This is a genomic window from Pseudomonas sp. P7548 (assembly GCF_013386585.1).
Lineage (GTDB): Bacteria > Pseudomonadota > Gammaproteobacteria > Pseudomonadales > Pseudomonadaceae > Aquipseudomonas.
The window spans coordinates 98,239-121,086 of sequence record NZ_JACARO010000038.1 but is presented as its reverse complement, the minus strand read 5'-3'; the positions used below and the strand labels follow the sequence as shown (position 1 = coordinate 121,086).

22 protein-coding genes are annotated in these 22,848 nt (G+C 61.7%); 11 read left to right on the top strand and 11 right to left on the bottom strand.

The window, feature by feature from the left end; translation table 11 throughout:
• Positions 1–15 precede the first annotated feature (15 nt).
• From HX803_RS16235 to HX803_RS16215, 5 genes are read right to left on the bottom strand one after another with little or no spacing between them, the layout of a single operon-like run.
• Entirely contained in the window at positions 16–1,233 is a 1,218-nt protein-coding gene (locus HX803_RS16235) for a phospholipase D-like domain-containing protein (RefSeq protein ID WP_178921891.1), read from the bottom strand.
• A 51-nt stretch (positions 1,234–1,284) separates the two neighbouring features.
• Entirely contained in the window at positions 1,285–1,932 is a 648-nt protein-coding gene (locus HX803_RS16230) for a MotA/TolQ/ExbB proton channel family protein (protein WP_178921889.1), read from the bottom strand.
• A 17-nt stretch (positions 1,933–1,949) separates the two neighbouring features.
• The gene (locus HX803_RS16225; protein ID WP_178921887.1) at positions 1,950–4,229 is read right to left on the bottom strand and encodes a TonB-dependent receptor; all 2,280 of its coding nucleotides are present in this window, start codon (positions 4,227–4,229) and stop codon (positions 1,950–1,952) included.
• A 24-nt stretch (positions 4,230–4,253) separates the two neighbouring features.
• Positions 4,254–4,982 carry an energy transducer TonB gene (locus tag HX803_RS16220; RefSeq protein ID WP_176996454.1) on the bottom strand — a complete coding sequence of 243 codons (729 nt, stop codon included), beginning with the start codon at positions 4,980–4,982 and terminating at the stop codon, positions 4,254–4,256.
• A 2-nt stretch (positions 4,983–4,984) separates the two neighbouring features.
• Complete coding sequence (locus tag HX803_RS16215; RefSeq protein WP_005786670.1) at positions 4,985–5,392, bottom strand: biopolymer transporter ExbD; 408 nt, start codon at positions 5,390–5,392, stop codon at positions 4,985–4,987.
• A gap of 190 nt (positions 5,393–5,582) precedes the next feature.
• On the opposite strand from HX803_RS16215, the gene HX803_RS16210 reads away from it, so the two are divergent.
• Together HX803_RS16210 and HX803_RS16205 are read left to right on the top strand one after the other, a co-directional pair.
• On the top strand, positions 5,583–6,137 hold the full coding sequence (locus HX803_RS16210; protein WP_178921885.1) for a GNAT family N-acetyltransferase: 555 nt from the start codon (positions 5,583–5,585) through the stop codon (positions 6,135–6,137).
• Complete coding sequence (locus HX803_RS16205) at positions 6,134–7,708, top strand: alkaline phosphatase (protein WP_178921883.1); 1,575 nt, start codon at positions 6,134–6,136, stop codon at positions 7,706–7,708. Before HX803_RS16210 ends, HX803_RS16205 begins: the two co-directional genes overlap by 4 nt.
• Before the next feature lie 35 nt (positions 7,709–7,743).
• Here the strand turns inward: HX803_RS16205 and HX803_RS16200 are convergent, their stop codons facing one another.
• On the bottom strand, positions 7,744–8,385 hold the full coding sequence (locus HX803_RS16200; protein WP_178921881.1) for an alanyl-tRNA editing protein: 642 nt from the start codon (positions 8,383–8,385) through the stop codon (positions 7,744–7,746).
• An 89-nt stretch (positions 8,386–8,474) separates the two neighbouring features.
• On the opposite strand from HX803_RS16200, the gene HX803_RS16195 reads away from it, so the two are divergent.
• Positions 8,475–9,407: a LysR family transcriptional regulator gene (locus tag HX803_RS16195; RefSeq protein WP_178921879.1), complete on the top strand. Its 933-nt coding sequence runs from the start codon at positions 8,475–8,477 to the stop codon at positions 9,405–9,407.
• Positions 9,408–9,536: 129 nt separating this feature from the next.
• On the opposite strand, the gene HX803_RS16190 is transcribed toward HX803_RS16195, so the two are convergent.
• Both HX803_RS16190 and HX803_RS16185 read right to left on the bottom strand, forming a co-directional pair.
• Complete coding sequence (locus HX803_RS16190; protein ID WP_178921877.1) at positions 9,537–9,944, bottom strand: PA2817 family protein; 408 nt, start codon at positions 9,942–9,944, stop codon at positions 9,537–9,539.
• A 75-nt stretch (positions 9,945–10,019) separates the two neighbouring features.
• Positions 10,020–12,467 (bottom strand): acyl-CoA dehydrogenase, encoded by a 2,448-nt coding sequence (locus tag HX803_RS16185; protein WP_178921875.1) that lies wholly within the window; start codon positions 12,465–12,467, stop codon positions 10,020–10,022.
• Positions 12,468–12,658: 191 nt separating this feature from the next.
• On the opposite strand from HX803_RS16185, the gene HX803_RS16180 reads away from it, so the two are divergent.
• From HX803_RS16180 to HX803_RS16165, 4 genes are all read left to right on the top strand, one after another.
• Positions 12,659–13,318 carry a transglutaminase family protein gene (locus HX803_RS16180; protein WP_178921873.1) on the top strand — a complete coding sequence of 220 codons (660 nt, stop codon included), beginning with the start codon at positions 12,659–12,661 and terminating at the stop codon, positions 13,316–13,318.
• Between the two features lie 56 nt (positions 13,319–13,374).
• On the top strand, positions 13,375–13,992 hold the full coding sequence (locus HX803_RS16175) for a glutathione S-transferase family protein (protein ID WP_178921871.1): 618 nt from the start codon (positions 13,375–13,377) through the stop codon (positions 13,990–13,992).
• 133 nt (positions 13,993–14,125) lie between these two features.
• The gene (locus HX803_RS16170) at positions 14,126–15,058 is read left to right on the top strand and encodes an ABC transporter ATP-binding protein (protein WP_176996445.1); all 933 of its coding nucleotides are present in this window, start codon (positions 14,126–14,128) and stop codon (positions 15,056–15,058) included.
• Entirely contained in the window at positions 15,055–15,834 is a 780-nt protein-coding gene (locus HX803_RS16165) for an ABC transporter permease (RefSeq protein ID WP_178921870.1), read from the top strand. Before HX803_RS16170 ends, HX803_RS16165 begins: the two co-directional genes overlap by 4 nt.
• A 135-nt stretch (positions 15,835–15,969) precedes the next feature.
• On the opposite strand, the gene HX803_RS16160 is transcribed toward HX803_RS16165, so the two are convergent.
• Positions 15,970–16,509 (bottom strand): TetR/AcrR family transcriptional regulator, encoded by a 540-nt coding sequence (locus HX803_RS16160; protein ID WP_178921869.1) that lies wholly within the window; start codon positions 16,507–16,509, stop codon positions 15,970–15,972.
• A 91-nt stretch (positions 16,510–16,600) separates the two neighbouring features.
• Here HX803_RS16160 and HX803_RS16155 point away from each other — a divergent pair, with 91 nt between their 5' ends.
• From HX803_RS16155 to HX803_RS16140, 4 genes are all read left to right on the top strand, one after another.
• Positions 16,601–17,794 carry an MFS transporter gene (locus HX803_RS16155; RefSeq protein WP_178921868.1) on the top strand — a complete coding sequence of 398 codons (1,194 nt, stop codon included), beginning with the start codon at positions 16,601–16,603 and terminating at the stop codon, positions 17,792–17,794.
• A gap of 43 nt (positions 17,795–17,837) precedes the next feature.
• Entirely contained in the window at positions 17,838–18,149 is a 312-nt protein-coding gene (locus HX803_RS16150) for a cupin domain-containing protein (protein ID WP_176996441.1), read from the top strand.
• Between the two features lie 107 nt (positions 18,150–18,256).
• Entirely contained in the window at positions 18,257–19,405 is a 1,149-nt protein-coding gene (locus tag HX803_RS16145; RefSeq protein ID WP_178921867.1) for a TDT family transporter, read from the top strand.
• 67 nt (positions 19,406–19,472) lie between these two features.
• The gene (locus tag HX803_RS16140; RefSeq protein WP_178921866.1) at positions 19,473–21,341 is read left to right on the top strand and encodes an MFS transporter; all 1,869 of its coding nucleotides are present in this window, start codon (positions 19,473–19,475) and stop codon (positions 21,339–21,341) included.
• Positions 21,342–21,443: 102 nt separating this feature from the next.
• Here the strand turns inward: HX803_RS16140 and sugE are convergent, their stop codons facing one another.
• Both sugE and HX803_RS16130 read right to left on the bottom strand, forming a co-directional pair.
• On the bottom strand, positions 21,444–21,758 hold the full coding sequence (sugE, locus tag HX803_RS16135; RefSeq protein WP_017136389.1) for a quaternary ammonium compound efflux SMR transporter SugE: 315 nt from the start codon (positions 21,756–21,758) through the stop codon (positions 21,444–21,446).
• A 112-nt stretch (positions 21,759–21,870) separates the two neighbouring features.
• Positions 21,871–22,830, bottom strand: coding sequence for a bile acid:sodium symporter family protein (locus tag HX803_RS16130; protein ID WP_178921865.1), 960 nt, complete (start codon positions 22,828–22,830; stop codon positions 21,871–21,873).
• Positions 22,831–22,848 lie beyond the last annotated feature (18 nt).

Sequence of the window (22,848 nt, the reverse complement as noted above, 5' to 3'; positions counted from 1 at the left end):
GTCAGGTGTTCTTGGTCAATGCTGGCCAGGATGGGGCTCTGGGTACTCCTCGGTCACGTTCAAGGCTCTAGCGTAGGGGCCATCCCACAATTGCTCGTGTAATTCCCCGACACGCTTGGCCATCGCCTCGCTGCGCATCACCACTTCCAGGTTGCGCGAGTTATCCAGATAACCACCCAGCCAGTTACTGGTGCCCACCCACGCCACTTGCCCATCGATCTCCATCGTCTTGCTGTGGATCACCCGTGCATAGGGGATAAACCCTTGCTTGGCTTCGGGCAGGGTGACGATTTTGATCTGCACGTTAGGCAGCACGGCCAGGCTTTTGAGGTAGGGCAGTTCCAGCTTGTCGGTGTTCCAGTTGGACACCATCAGCTTGATCGCCACCCCCCGCGCCGCAGCAGCGCGCACGGCATTATCGATCACTGCGTAGTACGGACGTGTCCGGTCAGGTCCGTAGGACAGCGGTGCATAGTCGAGCAATTGCACACGCACTTCTTTTTTCGCCTCGCCCAGTAAGCGTGGCAGTTCCAGCTGTGAGTCACCCACGCCCGGCGGGTTGTAGCGTTGCGGGCTGGCGACCAGGTAGTTGCCGGTGCGCGCAGGCTCTGCGCCTTTTGCCGGCAGCGGTACGGGCTTGTGCGCTGCCAGGGCGGCCTGGGCGTTCCAGTCTTGGTTGAATATGGCCTGCACCTGGCCGACCACGCTGGCGTCGCTGATGCGCAGCCCGGTTTCGTGGATGTGCTCCAGTGAGCGCCAGTCGAAATTCTGGCTGCCGATGAACGCCTGCTTGCCATCCACCACCATGTACTTGGCGTGGATGATGCCGCCGCTCAGTTGCCCGTAAGGCAGTACGCGGAAGGTCAGGTTGGGGATTGCGCGCAAGCGTTCCAGGGTGGAGGCTTCCGACAACTTGATGCCTTTTTCTTCCAGCAAAAAGCGAATCTTCACACCGCGTTTGCCTGCGGCTTCCAGGTGTTCGATCACCTTGTCCATCACCGAACCTGGGTGATCGGCCGCGTAGAACTGGCCGATGTCGATGGAGGTTTTTGCGCCGTCGAACAGCTCGATCCACACCGGTCCCGGTTGACGCAAATCGGCGGTACCCAGCGCGGTGTCCACGGGCACGGTGTGCACCAGTTCAAAACCCGCAATTGAAAAGTCCGCCTGGGCAAGCGGACTGAGGAGCAAACCGGCAAGGCCTGCGATACGCAATTTCAAGGGAATGGGCATAGGGATCTCTTCGTAAAAAATGGCGGGCGCATTGCGCGCCCGCCCGAACCATTACGCGGTGCGGCTGTGCAGCGGGGTCGGTACCAGGTGTGGGACTTCACCCTGCACACGGGCACCGGTGGCTGCGCGGATCAGCAGGATTTTCAGCTGGTCGTTGATGCGCTCCAGGCTGTCCTGGAAGAAGTTGTGAAACACCACGCAGAACAGCGCGATGGCGATCCCCAGGCCGGTGGCGAACAAGGCCGTACCGATACCACCGGAGATCTGGCCCGGGTCGGACACGCCGGCACTGGCCAGTGCCTTGAAGGTGTCGATGATGCCCAGGATGGTCCCGAGCAAGCCCAGCAGCGGGGCGGCGGTGGTGATGGTCTCGATGATCCACAGGCTGCGGGCCAATGGCGCACGGGTGGTCAGGTACTGGGTTTCGATCACGTCATCCAGGTCCTTGCGCGAGCCGTGGCTGGCTTTTTGCGCCAGCACCGGCCGCACCATGGTCAACGGCAGGCTGTCGCGACGGGTCAAGCTTTCCGGCAGGTCGCGTTCGCTGTGCACGTTGGGGCCCAGCACCTCGGTCAAGGCGCGCGCTTGACGGCGCACATAGGCGAAGAAAATCCCGCGTTCGATGGTGATAAAGATCGCGATGGCCATCGCGGCATACATCACATAAAACGTGATGTCGTGGAGCACATTCATGTCCATGTTCACTTACCTCGCAGTTAGAAATTGGCTTCCAGGGAAACCGTCACGGTGCGTTCCAGGCCCACGATGTACGCCGGGTCGCCGTCGCGGAAACCGCCGTAGGTGGCCGAGTTGGTCTTGGTGGTGTACACGCCGTCCAGGTACTTCTTGTCGAACAGGTTGTCGACGTTCAGGCGCAGAGTCGCGTCCTTGACCACCTTCTTGTCCACCGGCAGGTAGATACCGGCGCCGGCGTTGAAGACGGTGCGCCCGGAGATCGCCTCGTCGTTGGTCAGGTCGCCGTAGAGCTTGCTGGTGTACTTGCCGCCGAAGGTGCCGTAGAAGCGCCCATCGTCGTAGCCGATGTTGGCGGCCAGCATGTTTTTCGGCACGTTGGCGAACTGCTTGCCACTGGTGGGCAACAGGATGGCCTTGCCGGCGTTGTAGACGGTCAGGTCATCTTGTTGCTCGGCCTTGGTGTAGGTGTAGGAGGTGTAGTAGTTGAAGTGGTTCGGCAGCAGGCCGCTCCATTCCAGCTCCAGGCCGCTGTTGTTGACGGCACCGGCGTTGATGTCGGCGAAGTCGCCGTTGATGTCTTTGGACGACACCTGGCGATCCTTGAACTGCATGTAGAACAAGGTCGCGGCCACGGTCATGTCTTCATCGGTGTAGCGCCAGCCCAACTCGTGGTTCCAGCTGGTTTCCGGCTTGGCGTCGATGGAGCCGGCACCTTTGTCGTACAGCACGTAGTTCTGCGGGATACGCATGTTGCGCGACAGGCTGTAGAACAACTGGTCACGTTCGTCGAGCTGGTACTTGAGGCCGACGTTGGGCAGCAGCTTGTTGTAGGTCTGGTTACGCTTCTCGGCCTGCTCGGTGAGGCTGCCATGGTTGGTGCCATCACGCTCGACGTTCATGTAGGCCAGGCCCACCACCAGGGTCCAGTCCGGGTTGATGTACCAGGTGTCCTGGGCCCAGACTTTTTGCGCCGGGGTGACGGTGAAGCGGTCGCGACCCTGCACGGTGTTGCCGTTGGCATCGACCACGGCGTTGCCGTCTGGCCAGGTGTCGGTTGGCTTGCCGTTGCTCTTGAGGGCAATGAACGGTTGGGTCTGGCTCTGGCGCGCACGCTCATACCAGTAGCCGAATTGCAGGCTGTGTTCTTCCAGGTCCCAGTTCAGCTTGGTGGTGATGCCCGGGCGCCAGGTCTGGGTGCGGGAAGGGCGGTAGTACACGCCGGTGGTTGAGGAACCGTCGGCGTTGTACTGCGCCGCGGTCGGCAGGTTGCTCAAGTCGAACACGCCGCCCGCGTTGGAGCCGCGGTTCAGCGCGTAGCTGTTCGAGCCCACGCCGCTGCCGTTGCCCCAGTAGTAATACGGGATCACCGACAACGCCAGGTTGTCAGCCAGTTTGAATTGGGTATTGAGCACCCCCGTGAAGGTTTGGAACGGGTTCTGCGCCAGGGCGTAGTAGCTGTTGACCTTGCCGTTGCTGCCCACGGTCGGCGTGGCAGGGTACGGGTCGTACTTGCGGCCGTTCTGCTGGAACTGGCCCTTGGTGAGCTGGCTGTAGCTGTTGTTGTCCTGCTCGTGGTACTTGAGGATCAGGTTGGCGGTGTTGCCGTTGCCGGCGTCGAAGAAACTGTTCCACTCCACCTTGTCCGCCCGCACGGCGCCCGAGCCGCGCCACATGTCACCTTCGGTATGAGACACCGACAGCCAGTTGCTCAGGCCGTTGATCTCGCCGCTGTTGAGCCGGGCAAAGGTCTTGCGGGTGGCGTTGCTGCCCATGACCTGTTTGACGAACGCGCCGGTTTCCTTGGTCGGGCGAATGGTCACGATGCCGATGTTGCCGCCGCTGGAACCGATGTGCGGGCCGTCAGCTTCCGCCGAGCCTTGGGTGACGAAGATCTGCTCGATGTTTTCCGGGTCGCCCAGCAGGTTGGAGTAGAGCGCGTAGTTGCCGGAGTCGTTGATCGGCATGCCGTCCACCGACATCCCCACCTGGTCGGAGTTGAGCCCGCGCATGGTGAAGCGGAAACCCGACAGGCCGGTGTTGTCTTCGCTGGAGATGTTCAGGCCCGGGGTGTACTTGAGCTTGTCGATCGCGTTACCGGTGGCGGTCTGCTTATCCAGCGCTTCCTTGGTCACGGTGGAGCGGCCCTTGATGCTTTCTTCCTGCACCATGTAGCCGCCACCTGCCGTGGCCTTGCCTTGAACCCCAATCGTCCCGACGTCGCTGTCGTTGGTGTCGGCCATGACCATTCCATGGCCCATGCTTGCGGCAACGAGTGCCAGATGAATCCGTGTGAACCTCATCACTGTCGTCCTGGTGTCGGGTGCTTATTGCACGCTGTAGTTGAAGGTGGCGGTGAAGCGCTGCTCATTGCGCCCCCCGAAGGCTTGCTCGGGGAACGGCTTGACTTGCTTGATACGACGCAAGCTGTTGGTGGCGGCCCGGTTGAGCAACATGCTCGAGGCCTGGGTCTGCAAGCCGGAATCCAGAACGCGACCCTGGCGGTCCACCAGCAGCCAGATCACCACTTCGCCGCTGGGGCGTTCTAGGGAGGCCTGGCGCCCGGTGGGGTACTGCTTGTAGGTGTCCAACTCGTTGCGCAAACCCTTGAGGTAACCGCCTTCCAGCGCCTGGCCGTCGACTTTCGGCGGCGCCGGCGGTGCGGGTGTCGGCGCGGCCTGGGCCACGGCGGCGGGGGCCGGTTTGGCGGCCACCGGTGGTGGCGTCGGTGTTGGGGTTGGCTTGGCGACCACGGGCTTGGGCACAGGTTTTGGCTTGGGCTCAGGCTTGGGTTTTGGCTGCGGTTTGGGCGGCGGCGGCGGCGGGGCCGGCTCGGCCTCTTCGTCCTCGATCACCGGCGGTGGCGGCTCTTGTTCCACCACCGGTTCCGGGATGACTTCCGGCTCGGGTTCGACCAACGCCAGCTCGACCGCCGACTCGTCGTACTTGGGTTCGACCTTCAAGGTCTGGGACTGGATACCCAGTGCAATCAGCACCAGGGCGATCAGGGCCGGGACACTGCCCAGCAGCTGACGCGCACGAAACAGGACGTACATGATCAGGACTTACGCGTGGCAATGGACACGGAGGTGAAGCCACCCAGGCGCAGGGTGTCCATCACTTCCACCAGGCGCGAAACCTCAACGCCCTTGTCACTATTGACGATGATCGTCGACTTGGTATCGGGCTTCTCGGCGGCCTTCAATGCCGGTACCAGGGCGTCCACCGTGAGGTCCTTGCCGTCGAGTTGCAGCTGGCCTTCCAGGCCCAACGTCAGGATGAATTTGTTCTGTGGTTTGAGCTGCTGCGAGCTGCTCGCGCTGGGCAATTGAGTCTTCATGCCGAGGGCCGGAATCACGTTCAAGCTCACGAGTACGAAAAACACCAGGAGGAACATCATCACGTCGATCATCGGGATCAATTCGATGTGTGCCTTGCGCTTCTTGGGTTCATCCCAGGTTCTCATTCCGCTACCCCGTCGTTGAATTAGGGGCGACACGCTAACAACCAAAAATGACCGATTGGTTAACTTTAATTGACGTTTTTAGGGCTCTAGGACGCGTCTTTCAGACGATTTACCTTGCAGTTTTATGACGTAATGCAAATGACACACAGGGGCTACATTCTTGAAGAATTTATCTCGAGAGCCCCTCTGTATGCCGACCGCACTGCCTCATTTGGCGACTCCGCGACTACTATTGCGGGCGCTGGAAATGACCCAGGCCGAGACCCTTTTTGGCCTCGCCAACGGGCCGAAAATCGCCGACAACACCGCGAACATTCCGTCGCCCTACACGCTGGAAACGGCGCAGGAATTTATTGGCGCGATGGGCGATAAATTTCGTGCGGGCGACCTGCTCAGCCTCGGGATGCACCTGCGGGAAAGTGGCGAGCTGATCGGCATGGTCAGCTTGCGTCTGAATGCGCGGCATCACTATGGCCACCTCGGTGGTTGGGTCGCGGCAAGCTGTCGAAACCAGGGCTATGCCGCCGAGGCGGCGAGTGCGGTCACGGGTTACGGGTTCACGCAGCTCGGGCTGCATCGGGTGGGCAGCCAGTGCTTTGGTCGCAACAAGGAATCGGCACGGGTGATGGAAAAAATCGGCCTGCGCTATGAGGGTTGCATGCGCGGGGCGTTTCTCAAGAACGGCGTGTATGAAGACTTGCTCGGTTTCGCCGCGCTGCGCGAAGACTGGGAGGCGCGCACATGAGCGGCGAGGTGAACCATGGCCGTCGGCGCATTCTCACGGGGCTGGCGGTTGCTTCGGCTTTTTCGATCCTCAGCCCGTTTGCGCGCAGTGCCGGGGTCGACTATCCGTTCACCCTGGGCGTGGCTTGCGGTGACCCGTTGCCCGATGGGTTTGTGATCTGGACGCGCCTGGCGCCGCTGTTCAATGCCGGGGATGGTCGAGGCGGGTTGAGCCGCCCGGTGCCAGTGCGTTGGCGGGTGGCCAGCGATGCGGCCATGACGCGCATTGTGAAGCAGGGCGAAGCCTCGGCGACGGAACGCTTTGCCCATTCGGTGCATGTGGAAGTGGCGGGGCTGGAAGCGGGCAGGCCGTACTGGTACCAGTTCGAAGGCCTGGGCGCGCAGAGCCCGGTAGGCCGTGCGTGTACTACGCCGCCTATGCAGGCGATGGTGTCGGCGCGGTTAGGGTTTGTGTCGTGCTCGCACTGGGAACGCGGTTACTTCAGCGCGTATCGCCACCTGGCGGCTGAGCAGCCGGACCTGGTGTTTTTCCTCGGTGACTACATCTACGACAGTTCCTATGCGGCTGATTCGGGCAAGGTCATTCGCCCCCATGGCAACGGCAATGCAGTGAGCCTGAGCGACTATCGCAACCGCTATGCCCTGTACAAAACCGATCCAGACCTGCAAGCCCTGCACGCCGCCGCGCCGAGTGTGGCGACCTGGGACGATCACGAAGTGCAGAACGACTACGCCAACCGCTGGTCCCAGGACCCGAAGATCCCGGTGGCGCAATTCCTCAAGCAGCGGGCAGCCGCCTACCAGGCCTTCTACGAACATATGCCACTGCGCGCCAGCAGCCTGCCGAAGGGGCCGGACATGCGTATCTACCGGCGCCTGGACTACGGCCGACTGGCGCGATTCCACGTGTTGGATGGCCGTCAGTACCGCTCCGAGCAACCGTGCATCCTCGCCAATGGCAGCCACCAGGGGCACATCGCCGACAACAGTTGTACCGACCTGCGCGACCCTCGTCGCACGATGCTCGGCTGGGAGCAAGAGGCGTGGTTGGACCGAGGTTTTGCCGAGTCCCCTGCGCAGTGGAACGTGATCGCACAGGACCTGCTCGTCGCCCCGTTGATCCAGCGCGACCTGACCAACCACAAGCCGGGGCGCTGGACGGATGGATGGGATGGCTACATGGCCAATCGTGAGCGCATGCTGGCGTCCATCCAGCGGCACCGTCTGAAGAATTCGGTGTTCTGGGGCGGCGATATTCATTCGTTCTGGGTCACGGACCTGCATGCAGACGCCGGTGACCTGGGCTCGCCGGTGGTGGCGACCGAGTTCGTCGGTTCATCGGTGACCTCCGACGGCCCGCCCTATGAGCCGTACAAAGCCATTCTGCCGCTCAACCCCCATGTGAAGTTTTTCGACAGCCGTCAGCGGGGGTATGTCTCGGTGGAGTTGCAGGAGCAGCGCATGCTCACCCACCTGCGTGCGATCAGCGACCCGCGTGACCCATTGGCCACGCTCTCCACCCTGCAGTCCTTCGTCGTCGAGCCCGGCCGCCCCGGCGCCACGGTTCTGTAGGAGCCGGCAAGCCGGCTCCTACGGGATTGGGGCGATCAAACGACAATGTTGTCATTGATGCTGTAACGCACCGACAGCGCCCCCTTTTTCTCGGACAGGGCCAGGATGGTCACTTGGCCCAGTTCGCCCAGCGCCTGCACATGGGTACCGCCGCAGGCATAGGCAGGTAATTCGCCGAAGCCGACTTCGCGGGTGCCGTCTTCCAGGGTCATATGGCGCGGGTAATCCGCGGCGATCCACTGATCGACCTGACGCTGAAGGGCTTCGGCGTCCATGGCTTGTGCCGCTTCCCCACGGATGAAGGTGATCTTGCCCTCGCCAGGCCAGTGGTGCGCCTTGATCGGCATCCAGCCCAGGCGTTCACCGGCGTTGCCGATCAGATGCCCGGCTGAATGCAGGCGCGTGTGCAGGGCGCGGCGTTGTGCATCGACCCGCGCGGTGATCGGGCCGGGTTGTACAGGTTGATCCACGTAATGCACCACGCGATCGGCTTCCTGAGTGACGCGCAGCACCTGGCTGTCACCGAGCCAGCCGGTGTCGAACGGCTGTCCGCCACCCTGGGGGTGAAAAATTGTCGACTGCACGATGACCGCAAACTGATCCTCGCGGGGCGTGCAGCTCAGCACCTCCAGCTCGGCGGTCAGGTGGTCGTGGGTAAAAAACAGGCGCTCGGTCATCGTCTACATCCGCATCAGGGTTCTGTGGGCAGTATAAATAGTGCGCAGATGGGTGATAATCCGCTCAATTATCAATGGACCTGTGCGTCATGAGCATTAATCTTCCTTTGCCACTGTTGGGCGAGATGGCGATTTTCGTCAAGGTGGTGGAAACCGGCAGTTTCTCCGAAGCGGCGCGACAATTGAGCGTTTCTCCATCGGCGGTGAGCCGCAGCATCTCGCGCCTGGAGAAGGCGCTGGCCACGCGGCTGCTGCAGCGCACCACACGCAAATTGCGTTTGAGCGAAGGCGGTGAAGAGGTGTTCAAGCGTTGCCAGGAAATGGTCAACGCGGCTCGCTCGGTGATGGAGATCAGCGGTCAGTTCACCCACGAGGCGGAAGGCCTGGTGCGGGTCAGCGTGCCCAAGGCGGTGGGGCGGTTCGTGGTGCACCCGCATATGCCGGAGTTCCTGCGGCGCTACCCCAAGGTGGATGTGCAGTTGATCCTTGAAGACCGCCAGGTGGACCTGATCGACGACAACGTCGACTTGAGCATCCGCATCACCGACAGCCCGCCACCGGGGTTGGTCGGGCGGCAGTTGCTGCCCATCGAGCATTTGCTGTGCGCCACGCCGCATTACTTGGCCGAACACGGCACACCGAGTCACCCTCATGATCTGCTTGAGCACAGTTGTATCTACCTGGGAGAGACACCGGGAGATTCACGCTGGAAGTTTCGCCAGGGCGGCAAGGCGGTGACGGTGGGTGTACGCGGGCGGTATGCGGCGAACCACACGGGCGTGCGGCTGGATGCAGTGTTGCAGCATGTGGGGATTGGCAGCTTGCCGTATTTCACCGCGCGCCATGCGCTGGAGGAGGGGAGCCTGGTGCAGGTGTTGCCGGCGTGGGACTTTATCGCCTCGTACCATGGCGAGGCCTGGCTGCTGCATTCGCCCACGCGGTACCTGCCGCCCAAGCTGCGGGTGTTTATCGATTATCTGGTGGAGTGCATGGCGCGCGAACCTACACTGCGCCGAAGGTAGAAATGCGGTAAAACTGTGGGAGCGGGCTTGCTCGCGAATACGGTGTGTCAGTCGCTGAGAATAATGACTGATCCACCGCATTCGCGAGCAAGCCCGCTCCCACATTTAGATTGCCCTGCGGTCTAAAAGTCAGTGCTTGCTCTGGTCGTCCGACATGGCCAGCAGCTGCTTCTCCTGGTTCCAGTCGAACGGCTCGTCGTTCTGCTCGGCTTCGAAGCGACGCTCTTCCAGGGCCTGGTACAGGTCCAGCTCTTCGTCGGGCATGAAGTGCAGGCAGTCGCCGCCAAAGAACCACAGCAGGTCGCGCGGCACCAGGTGGGCGATTTGTGGGTAGCGCAGGATGACCTGGCTCATCAGGTCCTGGCCCAGGTACTGGCTTTCGATCGGGTCGATCGGCAGCAGGGCGCGCAATTCGTCGAAGCGCTCCAGGAACAGCGAGTGGCTTTCCTCGGGAACCTGTTCGGCTTCGCCGACGGCAACCAGGATACTGCGCAGGTGGTCGAGCAAGACGAGATGATCGGCAACGACGTTGGACACGAGATAAGTCCTCTAAAGCAAAAACGGGCGCGAGAGTATATAACCCTCACGCCCGTTTTTATATGACCGCCGGGATCAGCGGACTTTACCCTCGGCCTGTGTCAGCTCTTCCTTGCTGAAATCATCCACGTCGATCACCTTGCGTCGTGCCGCTTCGGCGTCACGCAGGGTCTGCGCTTCAGCCGGTTGCAACACGCCAGCGTGCAGCGCGGCATCGATGGCATGCTCGCCAGCCGCCGGTTTGACCTGGCCGCTCTTGAGGCCCTGGTGCAGTTTTTTCTGCAGGGGTTGGCTGGCGCCAAGCAAGTCGTACGCGTGTTGCAGGGCTCCCACCGGATCGTCCGTCGATTGTGGGCGGTAGCAACCGGCCAACAATTCTTCGAGAGTCGGGTCGCCCTTGGCCCGGCCGATCACCGCAGCCACTTCGGCATCCAGCGCATCGGACGGCCCGGTGTGGCGACGGCCGAACGGGAACACGATCACCCGCAGCAGGCCACCGAGCACCTTGTTCGGGAAGTTGCTCAGCAGTTCATCCAGCGCACGTTCCGACTGGCCCAGGCTTTCTTCCATGGCCCAGGTGAACAGCGGCTCCAGATGGTCCGGCGAATCCAGGTCGTGGTAACGCTTGAGCGCGGCCGACGCCAGGTACAGGTGGCTCAGCACATCGCCCAGGCGCGCCGACAGGCGTTCGCGGCGCTTCAGTTCGCCGCCCAGCAACATCATGCTCAGGTCGGCAAGCAGGGCGAAGGCGGCGGCCTGGCGGTTCAGCGCACGGAAGTAACCCTGGCTCAAGCGGTTGCCCGGCGCTTTCTCGAAGTGACCGATGCCGAGGTTCAGCACCAGCGTGCTGGCGGCATTGCTCACGGCAAAGCCGATGTGCTGCATCAACAGGCCGTCAAACTCCTTCAACGCCTGGTCATGGTCTTCACGACCGGCCAGGGCCATCTCCTTGAGCACGAACGGATGGCAACGGATGGCGCCCTGGCCGAAGATCATCAGGTTGCGCGAGAGGATATTCGCGCCTTCCACGGTGATGAAGATCGGCGCACCTTGCCAGTTGCGGCCCAAGTAGTTGTTGGGGCCCATGATGATGCCCTTGCCGCCGTGCACGTCCATGGCGTGGCTGATGCATTCGCGGCCGCGTTCGGTGAGGTGGTACTTGAGGATCGCCGACAGCACCGAGGGTTTTTCACCCAGGTCCACGGCATTGGCGGTGAGCATGCGCGCGCTGTCCATCAGCCAGGCGTTGCCGCCGATGCGCGCCAGGGCTTCCTGGATACCTTCGAAGGCCGACAGCGGTACGTTGAACTGCTCGCGCACCTGGGCGTATTGGCCGGTCACCAGGCTGGTGAACTTGGCCGCGCCAGTGCCGACGGCAGGCAGCGAAATAGAACGCCCGACCGACAGGCAGTTCATCAACATCATCCAGCCCTTGCCGAGCATCTCCTGGCCGCCGATCAGGAACTCCAGCGGGATGAACACATCCTTGCCGGAGTTGGGACCGTTCATGAACGCGGCGCCCAGGGGCAGGTGGCGGCGGCCGATTTCTACGCCCGGGGTGTCGGTAGGAATCAACGCCAAGCTGATGCCCAGGTCTTCTTCCTCGCCCAGCAGGTGGTCCGGGTCATGGGCCTTGAAGGCCAGGCCCAACAAGGTCGCAACCGGGCCAAGGGTGATATAGCGTTTTTCCCAGTTCAGGCGCAGGCCGAGGGTTTCCTTGCCTTCCCATTCACCTTTGCAGATCACACCCGTGTCGGGCATGGCGCCGGCATCGGAGCCGGCCAGCGGGCCGGTGAGGGCGAAGCAAGGGATATCGTCACCACGGGCCAGGCGCGGCAGGTAATGGTTGCGTTGTTCGTCGGTGCCGTAATGCAGCAGCAATTCGGCCGGGCCGAGGGAATTGGGCACCATCACGGTGGAGGCCAGGTCACCGCTGCGGGTGGCGAGTTTCATGGCCACTTGAGAGTGGGCGTAGGCGGAGAAACCCTTGCCGCCATATTCCTTGGGAATGATCAGGGCGAAGAAGCCATGGGTCTTGATGTGCTCCCAAGCGGCGGGCGGCAGGTCCATGGCCTGGCCGATTTCCCAGTCGCTGACCATGGCACAGAGTTCTTCGGTGGGGCCGTCGATAAAGGCCTGCTCTTCTTCGGTCAGTTGCGCCTTGGGGTAGGCCAGCAATTTGTCCCAGTCGGGGCGACCGCTGAACAGCTCGCCATCCCACCATACGGTGCCGGCGTCGATGGCATCGCGCTCGGTCTCGGACATGGGCGGCAGGACTTTCTGGAACCAACTGAACAGCGGCTTGGTGAAGTATTGGCGGCGCAGGTCCGGCAGCAGCAGCGGTGCTGCGACAGCCGCCAGCAACACCCAGAAGATCAGCAGCAGCCAACCCGGTGCGTGGCTCCAGGCGCCCATCGCCAGCAGGTAGACGGCGACCACACCCAGGGCGGGCAGCGGCGCGGTGCGGCGGTGTGCCAGGTAGGCAATGCCGACCACCAGAACCAGTATCCACAACAACAGCATATTCAATCCTCCGTGAAACCAGGGGCGAAATCACCAAGGAGCTTAGTCGGCATCCGAAAAAGCGCGGTGATCGGGGTGTTACGAGTTGTACGGGAAGCACCGGTCGGCAGGCGCCGACATTTGGCCGAATCGTCGTTATCTACAGGGCAAACCTGTCGTTACACTCCAGGCTTGCTTCGGAGATAACGCCCATGGATACGTACCTCAGTCCCAGCCGCTTCATCGATAGTGACCACCCTGCGGTGGTGGAGTTCGCCGAAAAACATCGCGGTCCCAGCGCAGATTTGCGTGACCAGGCAGTCAGTCTCTACTACGCCGTGCGTGAGGCGATTCGCTATAACCCGTACACCTTCAGCCGTGACCCAGGCACCCTCAACGCCAGCTTCGCCCTCGCCACCGGTGAGAGCTACTGCGTGCCCAAGGCCACCTTGCTCGCCGCCTGTGCCCGCCACTGCGGCATACCGGCGCGCATCGGCCTGGCCGACGTGCGCAACCACCTGTCGACGCCGCGCCTGATCGCGTTGCTCAAGAGCGATGTGTTCGCCATGCATGGCTACACCGAGCTGTACCTGCGCGGACGCTGGGTCAAGGCGACCCCGGCGTTCAACAGCCAACTGTGTGAACTGTTCGACGTGCCGCCGCTGGCGTTCGATGGCCTGCATGACAGCGTGTTCCACGCGTTCAACCGCCAGGGCCAGCGCTCGATGGAATATGTGCTGGACCACGGGCAGTTTCCCGACGTGCCCGAGGCGTTTTTCTTCGCCCATATCCGCCAGTGTTACCCGCACCTGTTTGCCGAGGACATGCCAGAGCTGCTGGGCGACATGCAGAGCGATTTAAGCCGCGCGTGAACCGGCGTATGCTGCTGCGTTCATCAAGCCATGTTCATCAACGATAAGGCGCGGTCATGCTGAAAATCTGGGGTCGTAAAAATTCATCAAACGTCAGGAAAGCACTGTGGTGCGCCGAGGAACTCGGCCTGGACTATGAGGCAATTGATGCGGGCGGGGCTTTTGGTGTGGTCGACACCCCGCAATACCGGGCACTGAATCCCAATGGCCGGGTGCCGATGATCGAAGACGGCGACTTTGTGCTGTGGGAGTCCAACACCATCGTGCGCTACCTCTGCGCGAAGGAAGGTTCCAACTGGTACCCCACCGACTTGAAGGCGCGTGCCAACGCTGAAAAGTGGATGGACTGGACCACGTCCACCCTCGCCGAACCGTTCAAGATTGTGTTCTGGGGCATCCTGCGCACCCCGGCCGACAAGCAGAACTGGGACAGCATCAACGCCGGGCGCCAAACCTGCATCGATGTGCTCAAGACCGTCGACCAGGCCCTCGCCACACAGCCGTATCTATCGGGCAACGAGATCGGCATGGGCGACATCCCCCTGGGCTGCTTTGCCTACGCCTGGTTTGAAATGCCCATCGAGCGTCCGTCGATGCCTCATCTGGAGGCCTGGTACCAGCGCCTGCAACAGCGCCCGGCCTATCGCAAAGCGGTCATGACCGCGTTGACTTAATACTGACTATTAATACAGGTGACTGTACTTGTGCGGCGCGGGCAGCCAACATGGTTGTCATGCGCCGCCGTTGAATACGCGCGCTGCGCCCTCATCTATTCTTCCAATTCCCTTCTTTGGTGCGTAATCCGATATGAGTTCCGCTCTGTCCATCCGGCAGCTAACCAAAACCTACGGCAACGGTTTCCAGGCCCTGAGTGGTATCGATCTGGACGTTGCCGAAGGTGACTTCTTCGCCTTGCTCGGCCCCAACGGTGCCGGCAAATCCACCACCATCGGTATCCTCTCGACACTGGTCAACAAGACCAGCGGCACGGTGAATATCTTTGGTCATGACCTGGACAAATCCCCGGCGGCGCTCAAGCGCTCCATCGGCGTGGTGCCCCAGGAATTCAACTTCAACCAGTTTGAAAAGACCTTCGACATCGTCGTGACCCAGGCCGGTTACTACGGCATCCCGGCGAAAGTCGCCAAGGAGCGCGCCGAGCAGTACCTGACCCAGCTGGGCCTGTGGGACAAGCGTGATGTGCCTTCGCGTTCACTGTCCGGTGGCATGAAGCGGCGCCTGATGATTGCCCGCGCCCTGGTGCACGAGCCGCGCCTTCTGATCCTCGATGAACCAACGGCCGGTGTGGATATCGAGCTGCGCCGTTCGATGTGGACCTTCCTCACCGAGCTGAACGAGAAGGGCATCACCATCATCCTCACCACCCACTACCTGGAAGAGGCTGAGCAGCTGTGCCGCAACATCGGCATCATCGACCATGGCACCATCGTCGAGAACACCAGCATGCGTAACCTGCTGGGCCAGTTGCATGTGGAAACCTTCCTGCTCGACTTGAAGAACAACCTGTCGGCGCCGCCGCAGCTGCTCGGCTACCCGAGCCGCCTGGTGGACAGCCACACCCTGGAAGTCCAGGTGGACAAGGCCATGGGTATCACGGCGCTGTTCACTCAACTGGCAGCCCAGAGTATCGAAGTGCTGAGCCTGCGTAACAAAACCAATCGCCTTGAGGAGTTGTTCGTGTCCCTGGTGGAGAAAAATCTGGCGAAGGTGGCGGTATGAGTTCCGAACTGCAACCCAACATCGTCGCGCTGCAAACCATCGTCTACCGCGAAGTGAAGCGCTTTACCCGGATCTGGCCGCAGACCCTGCTGCCGCCGGCGATCACCATGGTCTTGTACTTCGTGATCTTCGGTAACCTCATCGGTCGCCAGATCGGCGACATGGGTGGCTTCACCTACATGGAGTACATCGTGCCGGGCCTGATCATGATGTCGGTGATCACCAACTCCTACGGCAACGTGGTTTCCAGCTTCTTCGGCAGCAAGTTCCAGCGCTCCATCGAGGAACTGATGGTATCGCCGGTATCGCCGCATACCATCCTGATCGGCTACACCCTGGGCGGTGTGCTGCGCGGCCTGATGGTGGGGGTGATCGTCACCTTGCTGTCGCTGTTCTTCACCCACCTGCAGGTGCATCACCTAGGGGTCACCTTGCTGGTGGTGGTGCTGACGGCAACGATCTTCTCGCTGCTGGGGTTCATCAACGCGGTATTTGCACGCAACTTCGATGATATTTCGATCATCCCGACCTTCGTGCTGACGCCGCTGACCTACCTGGGCGGGGTGTTCTACTCCATCACCCTGTTGCCGCCGTTCTGGCAGACCGTGTCGCTGGCCAACCCGGTGCTGCACATGGTCAACGCCTTCCGCTACGGCATCCTGGGGGTGTCGGACATCAAGATCAGCGTGGCGATCACGTTCATGCTCGTGGCGACCGTGGTGCTGTATATCGGCTGTGCCAAGTTGCTGGTGAGCGGGCGTGGGATGCGCACGTAAGCACTGACCTCAACACGGTCAAAAAATGTGGGAGCGGGCTTGCTCGCGAATGCGGTGTATCAGTCAATGAATGTATCAACTGACTGACCGCATTCGCGAGCAAGCCCGCTCCCACATGGGTTTTGTGTGAGGCCTTTATTTCTTGAGGGCTAGCTCGATCAGGGTGTGCAGCTCTTGCACCGAGAGCGGCGCGGTCGAGAACAGGATGCGAAACACCGTCGGCGCGGCGAGCAGGTTGATCAAATGATCCACGCTCGGCGGGGTCGGGTCCGGGTAACGATCGACAATTGCCTGCAACTGCCCGCTCAGGATGCTCACACAGTAGCCGGGCGTGATCATGCACTGCAGATCACGCATCATGTTGCGCCCCGGCTCCGAACTCATTTCATCCAGGTATTGCTCGGCCCAGGCCTGCAGGTCGCCACGCAGGCTGCCGGTATTGGCCGGCTCGCTGTCCGGGCGCATGCGTGCCAAGGCGACATCCGCCAGCAACACGGAAAGGTCGCCCCAACGTCGATAGATAGTGGAGGGCGTGACGCCCGCGCGCGCAGCAATCATCGGCACCGTCACGCTGGAGCGCTCGTGAGCCTCCAGCAGTTCGCGCGTGGCGTTGTGCACTGATTCCTGGACCCGGGCACTGCGGCCCCCCGGGCGAAGACCTTCTTTAATAGCCATGCCTAAAACCTTAACACAAAGAATTTGCTTTAAGCGCTTTCCGGTAGCACACTCTGCAAAAGCAAAATGTTAGCTTTAGCGGAGCGTGCCGATGTCCAGTCCTACTTCCAACCGTTCGAACCTGGCGTTTCTGGTCGTCACGGTGTTGACCTTTCTCGCCGCCTCCAGTGCGCCGACGCCGCTGTATCAGGTGTATCAGGACAATCTGCATTTTTCGGCGGCGATGCTGACGGTGATCTTCGGCGTGTACGCCGTGAGCCTGCTGGCGGCGCTGCTGACCGTGGGCTCGCTGTCGGATTACCTAGGGCGCAAGCCGGTGATTTTCGTCGCCTTGCTGCTCAATATCGTGGCCATGCTGCTGTTTATCAACGCTGACAGCACCGCCTACCTGATTGCCGCACGCGCCCTGCAAGGTTTCGCCACCGGCACGGCGACGGCGGTATTGAGTGCCACATTGCTCGACACCGACCGCCTGCGCGGCCCTATGCTCAACAGCCTGGCGCCGTTGCTGGGCATGGCCAGTGGCGGCTTGGGCAGCGGCTTGCTGGTGGAATTCGCGCCACACCCGACCCAGCTCATCTACCTGGTGATGCTCGCCTTGATGGTGTTGCAGGTGTTGTACGTGTGGCGTTTGCCCGAAACCGTCAGCCGTATCCCGGGGGCCTTGAAATCCCTCGCGCCGACCCTGCATGTGCCCGCGCAGGCCCGCCGTGCGTTGTGGCTGGCGATGCCCCTGAACGTGGCGGTGTGGGCGTTGGGTGGGTTCTTTTCGTCCCTCGCCCCTTCGCTGGTGCGGGCGGCAACGGGTTCGACCTCCCACTTGATCGGCGGCGGCCTGGTGGCGGTGGTGACCTTGAGCGGCGCGGTGATGATCTACCGCCTGCGCGAATACCCGGCTGACAAAGTCATGCGCTTGTCCGCACTGCTGCTGGCTGTCGGCGTGGCGTTGCTGTTGGTCGCCGTGCAGAGCGCCAGCCTGTGGCTGTTCTTTGTCGCCAGTGTGATCGCGGGCTTTGGCTTTGGCGGCGGTTTCATGGGCAGCATTCGCAGCATCGTCGGGTTGGCGTTACCCCATGAACGGGCGGGCTTGATGTCGGCGTTCTACGTGCTGAGCTACTTGGCGTTCTGCCTGCCGGCGCTGTTGGCCGGCAACCTGAGCCGGGTGTTTGGCCTGATCGTGACCACCGACGGCTACGGCGCGGTGTTGATCGTGCTGGCCCTCGGTGCCTTGGGCGGCTTGCTGATGCAGGATTCGGCGCGGGCTAGGGCGACGACGGGCGCTTGATGGGTAATAATCGCCACCCGTACCGCCTGATCGAGGTTCACGCATGAAGATCATCCGCAGCAAGGACTTCACCGGCAGCCGTGCCTGGGAGGCGCTGGACATCGCCAACATGAACGGCATCACCACCCGTCTGCACTGGACCGACCAGCCGTATCGCTGGCACATCAACGACGGTGAAGAAGTCTTCGTGGTGCTCGATGGCCGGGTGCACATGCATTACCGCGATAACGGCTTTGAGCACGTGGCAGAGCTGGCGGTGGGGGATATCTTCTACGCCAGTGTCGGCACCGAGCATGTGGCGCATCCACAAGGCCCGGCACGAATCCTGGTAATCGAATGCGAAGGCAGTGTTTGATCGTATATCTGCAAAGTAGATAACAGATAGAGATATTACCCGTTATATAGATATTCGATAGGGTTCTATGATGGTCTCAACCTCATGCGAGGAAGAGGAATACCACCATGACCTGCTCGACGACCCTCCGCTACAAACCCTTCAGTCACCTGACCCGACCACGGGAAGTGATCCGCCAGTTCACCCCCAACTGGTTTGCCGCCACCATGGGCACCGGTGTACTGGCGTTGGCCTTGGCCCAGTTGCCCGTCAACGTGCCAGGCCTGCATGCCATTGCCGAAGCGCTGTGGATGTTCACCATCGGCTTGTTCGTGTTGTTCAGCGCCTTGTACACCGCCCGCTGGGTGATGTTCTTCCACGAGGCGCGGCGGATTTTCGGGCACTCCACCGTCTCGATGTTCTTCGGCACCATCCCGATGGGTTTGGCGACTATCCTTAATGGCTTGTTGCTGTTCGGCCTGCCGCGCTGGGGCAACAGTGTGATCGCCCTGGCCGAAGTGATCTGGTGGCTGGACGTGGCGATGGCCCTGGCCTGCGGCGTGCTGATCCCGTTCATGATGTTCACCCGCCAGGAGCACAGCATCGACCAGATGACCGCCGTCTGGCTATTGCCGGTGGTTGCCGCCGAAGTGGCCGCCGCCAGCGGCGGCTTGCTCGCGCCGCACTTGGCAGACGCCCATTCGCAACTGGTGATGCTGGTGACCAGCTACGTGTTGTGGGCGTTTTCGCTGCCGGTGGCGTTCAGCATCCTGACCATCCTGATGCTGCGCATGGCCCTGCATAAATTGCCCCACGCCAATATGGCCGCCTCCAGCTGGCTGGCCCTGGGCCCCATCGGCACCGGCGCCCTTGGCATGCTCTTGCTTGGCGGTGACGCACCGGCGATCTTTGCGGCCAATGGCTTGCCCGGTGTCGGTGAGATGGCCAACGGCCTGGGCCTGGTGGCGGGCATCACGCTGTGGGGGTTTGGTTTATGGTGGATGCTGATCGCCGTACTGATCACCCTGCGTTACCTGCGCGCCGGCATCCCGTTCAACCTCGGCTGGTGGGGCTTTACCTTCCCGCTGGGGGTGTATGCCCTGGCGACGCTGAAACTGGCGAACGTGCTGCACCTGGGTTTCTTCAATGTGATGGGCAGCGTGCTGGTGGTGGCCTTGGCGCTGATGTGGCTGATTGTTGCCAAGCGCACGGTGCAGGGTGCCTATAAAGGTGAGCTTTTTGTTTCCCCATGCATTGCAGGACTAGGGAATAAGTAAGCGGGATTAGGTAAAGTCGTGGCCTGTTTTTAATAAAAGCCCAACAGGCCACGCAGGTACATGGACGATGAGCCACCCCTCGCAATTCACTTTGCTGCGCACACGGCGCTTCTTGCCGTTTTTCGTCACCCAGTTGCTGGGCGCCTTCAACGACAACATCTTCAAGCAATCGCTGATCCTCGCCATCCTCTACAAGCTCACCATCGACGGTGACCGCTCGATTTGGGTCAACCTGTGCGCGCTGCTGTTCATCCTGCCGTTCTTTCTGTTTTCGGCGCTGGCCGGGCAGTTTGGCGAGAAATTCAACAAGGACGCGTTGATCCGCGCGATCAAGATTGGCGAGATCGTGATCATGGCCGTGGGCGCGACCGGGTTCATGTTCAACCACCTGGAGTTGATGCTGCTGGCGCTGTTCGCCATGGGCACCCACTCGGCGCTGTTTGGCCCGGTGAAATATTCGATCATGCCCCAGGCCCTGCATGAAGATGAGCTGGTCGGCGGCAACGGCCTGGTGGAAATGGGCACGTTCCTGGCGATCCTGGCCGGCACCATTGGTGCCGGGATCATGATGTCGTCTACCCATTACGCACCGGTGGTGTCCGTGGCAATCCTCGGCGTGGCGGTGCTGGGTTACCTGGCCAGTCGCAGCATTCCACGGGCGGCAGCATCGACTCCGGGGCTGCGCCTGAACTGGAACATCTTCAGCGAATCCTGGGCCACCTTGCGCCTGGGCCTGGGGCAGACACCGGCGGTTTCGCGTTCCATCGTTGGTAACTCGTGGTTCTGGTTTGTCGGCGCGATCTACCTGACGCAGATCCCGGCGTACGCCAAAGAGTGGCTGTACGGCGACGAAACCGTGGTGACGCTGATCCTCACGGTGTTCTCCGTGGGCATCGCCTTGGGTTCCATGCTGTGCGAGAAGCTTTCCGGGCGCAAAGTCGAAATCGGCCTGGTGCCGTTCGGTTCGTTCGGCCTGACCGTGTTCGGCCTGTTGCTGTGGTGGCATTCGGGTGGTTTCCCGCAGAACGTGCAGGCCAATGACTGGCTGGCCGTGCTCGGTTACGGCCAGGCCTGGTGGGTGTTGTTCGATATCCTCGGCCTGGGGGTGTTCGGCGGCTTCTATATCGTGCCGCTGTACGCGTTGATCCAGTCGCGCACTGCCGAGAACGAGCGGGCGCGGGTGATCGCGGCCAACAACATCCTCAATGCCCTGTTCATGGTGGTGTCGGCCATCGTGTCGATCCTGCTCCTCAGCGTGGCCAAGCTGTCGATCCCCGAGTTGTTCCTGGTGGTGTCGCTGCTCAACATCGCGGTCAACACCTACATCTTCAAGATCGTCCCCGAGTTCACCATGCGTTTCATGATCTGGCTGCTCAGCCATTCCATGTACCGCGTGGAGCATCGCAACCTGGAAGCCATCCCGGATGAGGGTGCCGCGTTGCTGGTGTGCAACCACGTGTCGTTTGTCGATGCGCTGTTGATTGGCGGCGCAGTGCGTCGGCCGATTCGCTTTGTCATGTACTACAAGATCTACCGCTTGCCGGTGCTGAACTTTATCTTCCGCACCGCCGGGGCGATTCCGATTGCGGGGCGCAACGAAGACATCCAGATCTACGAAAAGGCTTTCACGCGGATCGCGCAGTACCTGAAGGAAGGGGAGTTGGTGTGCATCTTCCCGGAGGGCAAGCTGACGACCGACGGTGAGATGAACGAATTTCGTGGTGGCGTGACGCGCATTCTGGAAGAGACGGCGGTGCCGGTGATTCCGATGGCGCTGCAGGGGTTGTGGGGGAGTTTCTTCAGTCGCGATCCGAAGAAGGGGTTCTTTCATCGGGTCTGGTCGCGGGTGGTGTTGGTGGCGGGTGAGCCGGTGGACGGGCCGACGCCCGCGCGATTGCAGGAGGCGGTAGGCGGGTTGCGGGGGAACGTCAGGTAGGTTCGTGCTGAATGAGATGGCCTCTTCGCGGGCAAGCCCGCTCCCACATTTGAAATGCATTCCAAATGTGGGAGCGGGCTTGCCCGCGAAGGCGGTAGTGCTTCAAGCGCTGATCTTGAGCCCTACCAACCCGCAAATGATCAACGCCACACTGGCCAGCCGGAACAGCGCCATGGATTCCCCGAACAGGATAATCCCGGCGATCACCGTGCCCACTGCACCCACGCCGGTCCAGATCGCGTAGGCCGTGCCCAGCGGCAGTTCCTTCATCGCCAGCCCCAGCAAACCCAGGCTGATCGCCATGGCCGCAATGGTCAGGGCAGTGGGCAAAGGCTTGCTGAAACCGTCGGTGTACTTCAGGCCGACGGCCCAGCCGACTTCAAACAAACCCGCAAAAAACAGAATGATCCAGGACATGATGACCCTCTCTACAGACGTGGGGTCGTCCCCGGATTAGGCGCTTGAGAGCGTCGCGAGGTCGTCCCCGCGAAGCTCGGTAGAGTGCCGAATATTGATCGGGCGATCAAGTTTACGGCGTGGTTTCCAGTGCGCGACGGTCTTCCTTTTCGCTCATGCGGCGGAAGTAGGTCGAGAGCAATGCCCCGGAAATGTTGTGCCAGACGCTGAACAGCGCACTGGGCACCGCCGCCAACGGCGAAAAATGCGCACTGGCCAAGGCGGCACCCAACCCGGAGTTCTGCATGCCCACTTCCAGCGCCAACGACTTGCGCTGCGCCAGTGGCAAACCGAATATGCGGCCGGTGAAATAACCCAGCAGGTAGCCAAAGCTGTTGTGCAGCATCACCACCGCCATGATCAACAGGCCCGACTCGGCGATCTTCGCCTGGCTCGCGGCAACCACCGCCGCGACGATGATCACGATGCTCACCACCGACACCAGCGGCAAGACCTCCACCGCATGGCGCACGCGCTCGCCGAGCAAACGTTGCGCCAGCACGCCGAGCACGATGGGCAGCAGCACCACTTGCAGGATCGACCAGAACAGCTCCATGAACGAAACGGGCAGCCAGGCCGAGGCCAGCAGCCAGATCAGTGCGGGTGTCAGCAACGGGGCGAGGAGGGTGGTGACGGCGGCGATGGCCACCGACAGCGCCAGGTCGCCTCGGGCCAGCCAGGTCATCACGTTGGAGGAGGTGCCGCTTGGGCAGCAACCGACCAAGATCACGCCGACGGCAATTTCCGGCGGCAGGTGGAAGGCCTGGCACAGCAACCAGGCCACACCGGGCATGATCACGAAGTGCGCGACCACGCCCAGGGCAACGCGCCACGGGTGGCGGGCGACCTCGGCGAAGTCTTCGAGTTTGAGGGTCAGCCCCATGCCGAACATCACCAGGCCCAGCAGCGGCACGATGGCGCCCTTGAGGCCGATGAACCAGCCCGGTTCGAGGAACGCCAACACGGCAAAGATCAACACCCAGTAGGCGAAGGTATTGCCGACGAAGCGGCTCAAGGCGGCGAGTGCGCGCATGGGGATGTCCTTGTTATT

Coding starts and splice junctions, on each gene's coding strand:
- HX803_RS16235 (WP_178921891.1), bottom strand. CDS start 1,233: ATGCCCATTCCCTTGAAATTGCGTATCGCAGGCCTTGCCGGTTTGCTC.
- HX803_RS16230 (WP_178921889.1), bottom strand. CDS start 1,932: ATGGACATGAATGTGCTCCACGACATCACGTTTTATGTGATGTATGCC.
- HX803_RS16225 (WP_178921887.1), bottom strand. CDS start 4,229: ATGAGGTTCACACGGATTCATCTGGCACTCGTTGCCGCAAGCATGGGC.
- HX803_RS16220 (WP_176996454.1), bottom strand. CDS start 4,982: ATGTACGTCCTGTTTCGTGCGCGTCAGCTGCTGGGCAGTGTCCCGGCC.
- HX803_RS16215 (WP_005786670.1), bottom strand. CDS start 5,392: ATGAGAACCTGGGATGAACCCAAGAAGCGCAAGGCACACATCGAATTG.
- HX803_RS16210 (WP_178921885.1), top strand. CDS start 5,583: ATGCCGACCGCACTGCCTCATTTGGCGACTCCGCGACTACTATTGCGG.
- HX803_RS16205 (WP_178921883.1), top strand. CDS start 6,134: ATGAGCGGCGAGGTGAACCATGGCCGTCGGCGCATTCTCACGGGGCTG.
- HX803_RS16200 (WP_178921881.1), bottom strand. CDS start 8,385: ATGACCGAGCGCCTGTTTTTTACCCACGACCACCTGACCGCCGAGCTG.
- HX803_RS16195 (WP_178921879.1), top strand. CDS start 8,475: ATGAGCATTAATCTTCCTTTGCCACTGTTGGGCGAGATGGCGATTTTC.
- HX803_RS16185 (WP_178921875.1), bottom strand. CDS start 12,467: ATGCTGTTGTTGTGGATACTGGTTCTGGTGGTCGGCATTGCCTACCTG.
- HX803_RS16180 (WP_178921873.1), top strand. CDS start 12,659: ATGGATACGTACCTCAGTCCCAGCCGCTTCATCGATAGTGACCACCCT.
- HX803_RS16175 (WP_178921871.1), top strand. CDS start 13,375: ATGCTGAAAATCTGGGGTCGTAAAAATTCATCAAACGTCAGGAAAGCA.
- HX803_RS16170 (WP_176996445.1), top strand. CDS start 14,126: ATGAGTTCCGCTCTGTCCATCCGGCAGCTAACCAAAACCTACGGCAAC.
- HX803_RS16165 (WP_178921870.1), top strand. CDS start 15,055: ATGAGTTCCGAACTGCAACCCAACATCGTCGCGCTGCAAACCATCGTC.
- HX803_RS16160 (WP_178921869.1), bottom strand. CDS start 16,509: ATGGCTATTAAAGAAGGTCTTCGCCCGGGGGGCCGCAGTGCCCGGGTC.
- HX803_RS16155 (WP_178921868.1), top strand. CDS start 16,601: ATGTCCAGTCCTACTTCCAACCGTTCGAACCTGGCGTTTCTGGTCGTC.
- HX803_RS16150 (WP_176996441.1), top strand. CDS start 17,838: ATGAAGATCATCCGCAGCAAGGACTTCACCGGCAGCCGTGCCTGGGAG.
- HX803_RS16145 (WP_178921867.1), top strand. CDS start 18,257: ATGACCTGCTCGACGACCCTCCGCTACAAACCCTTCAGTCACCTGACC.
- HX803_RS16140 (WP_178921866.1), top strand. CDS start 19,473: ATGAGCCACCCCTCGCAATTCACTTTGCTGCGCACACGGCGCTTCTTG.
- sugE (WP_017136389.1), bottom strand. CDS start 21,758: ATGTCCTGGATCATTCTGTTTTTTGCGGGTTTGTTTGAAGTCGGCTGG.
- HX803_RS16130 (WP_178921865.1), bottom strand. CDS start 22,830: ATGCGCGCACTCGCCGCCTTGAGCCGCTTCGTCGGCAATACCTTCGCC.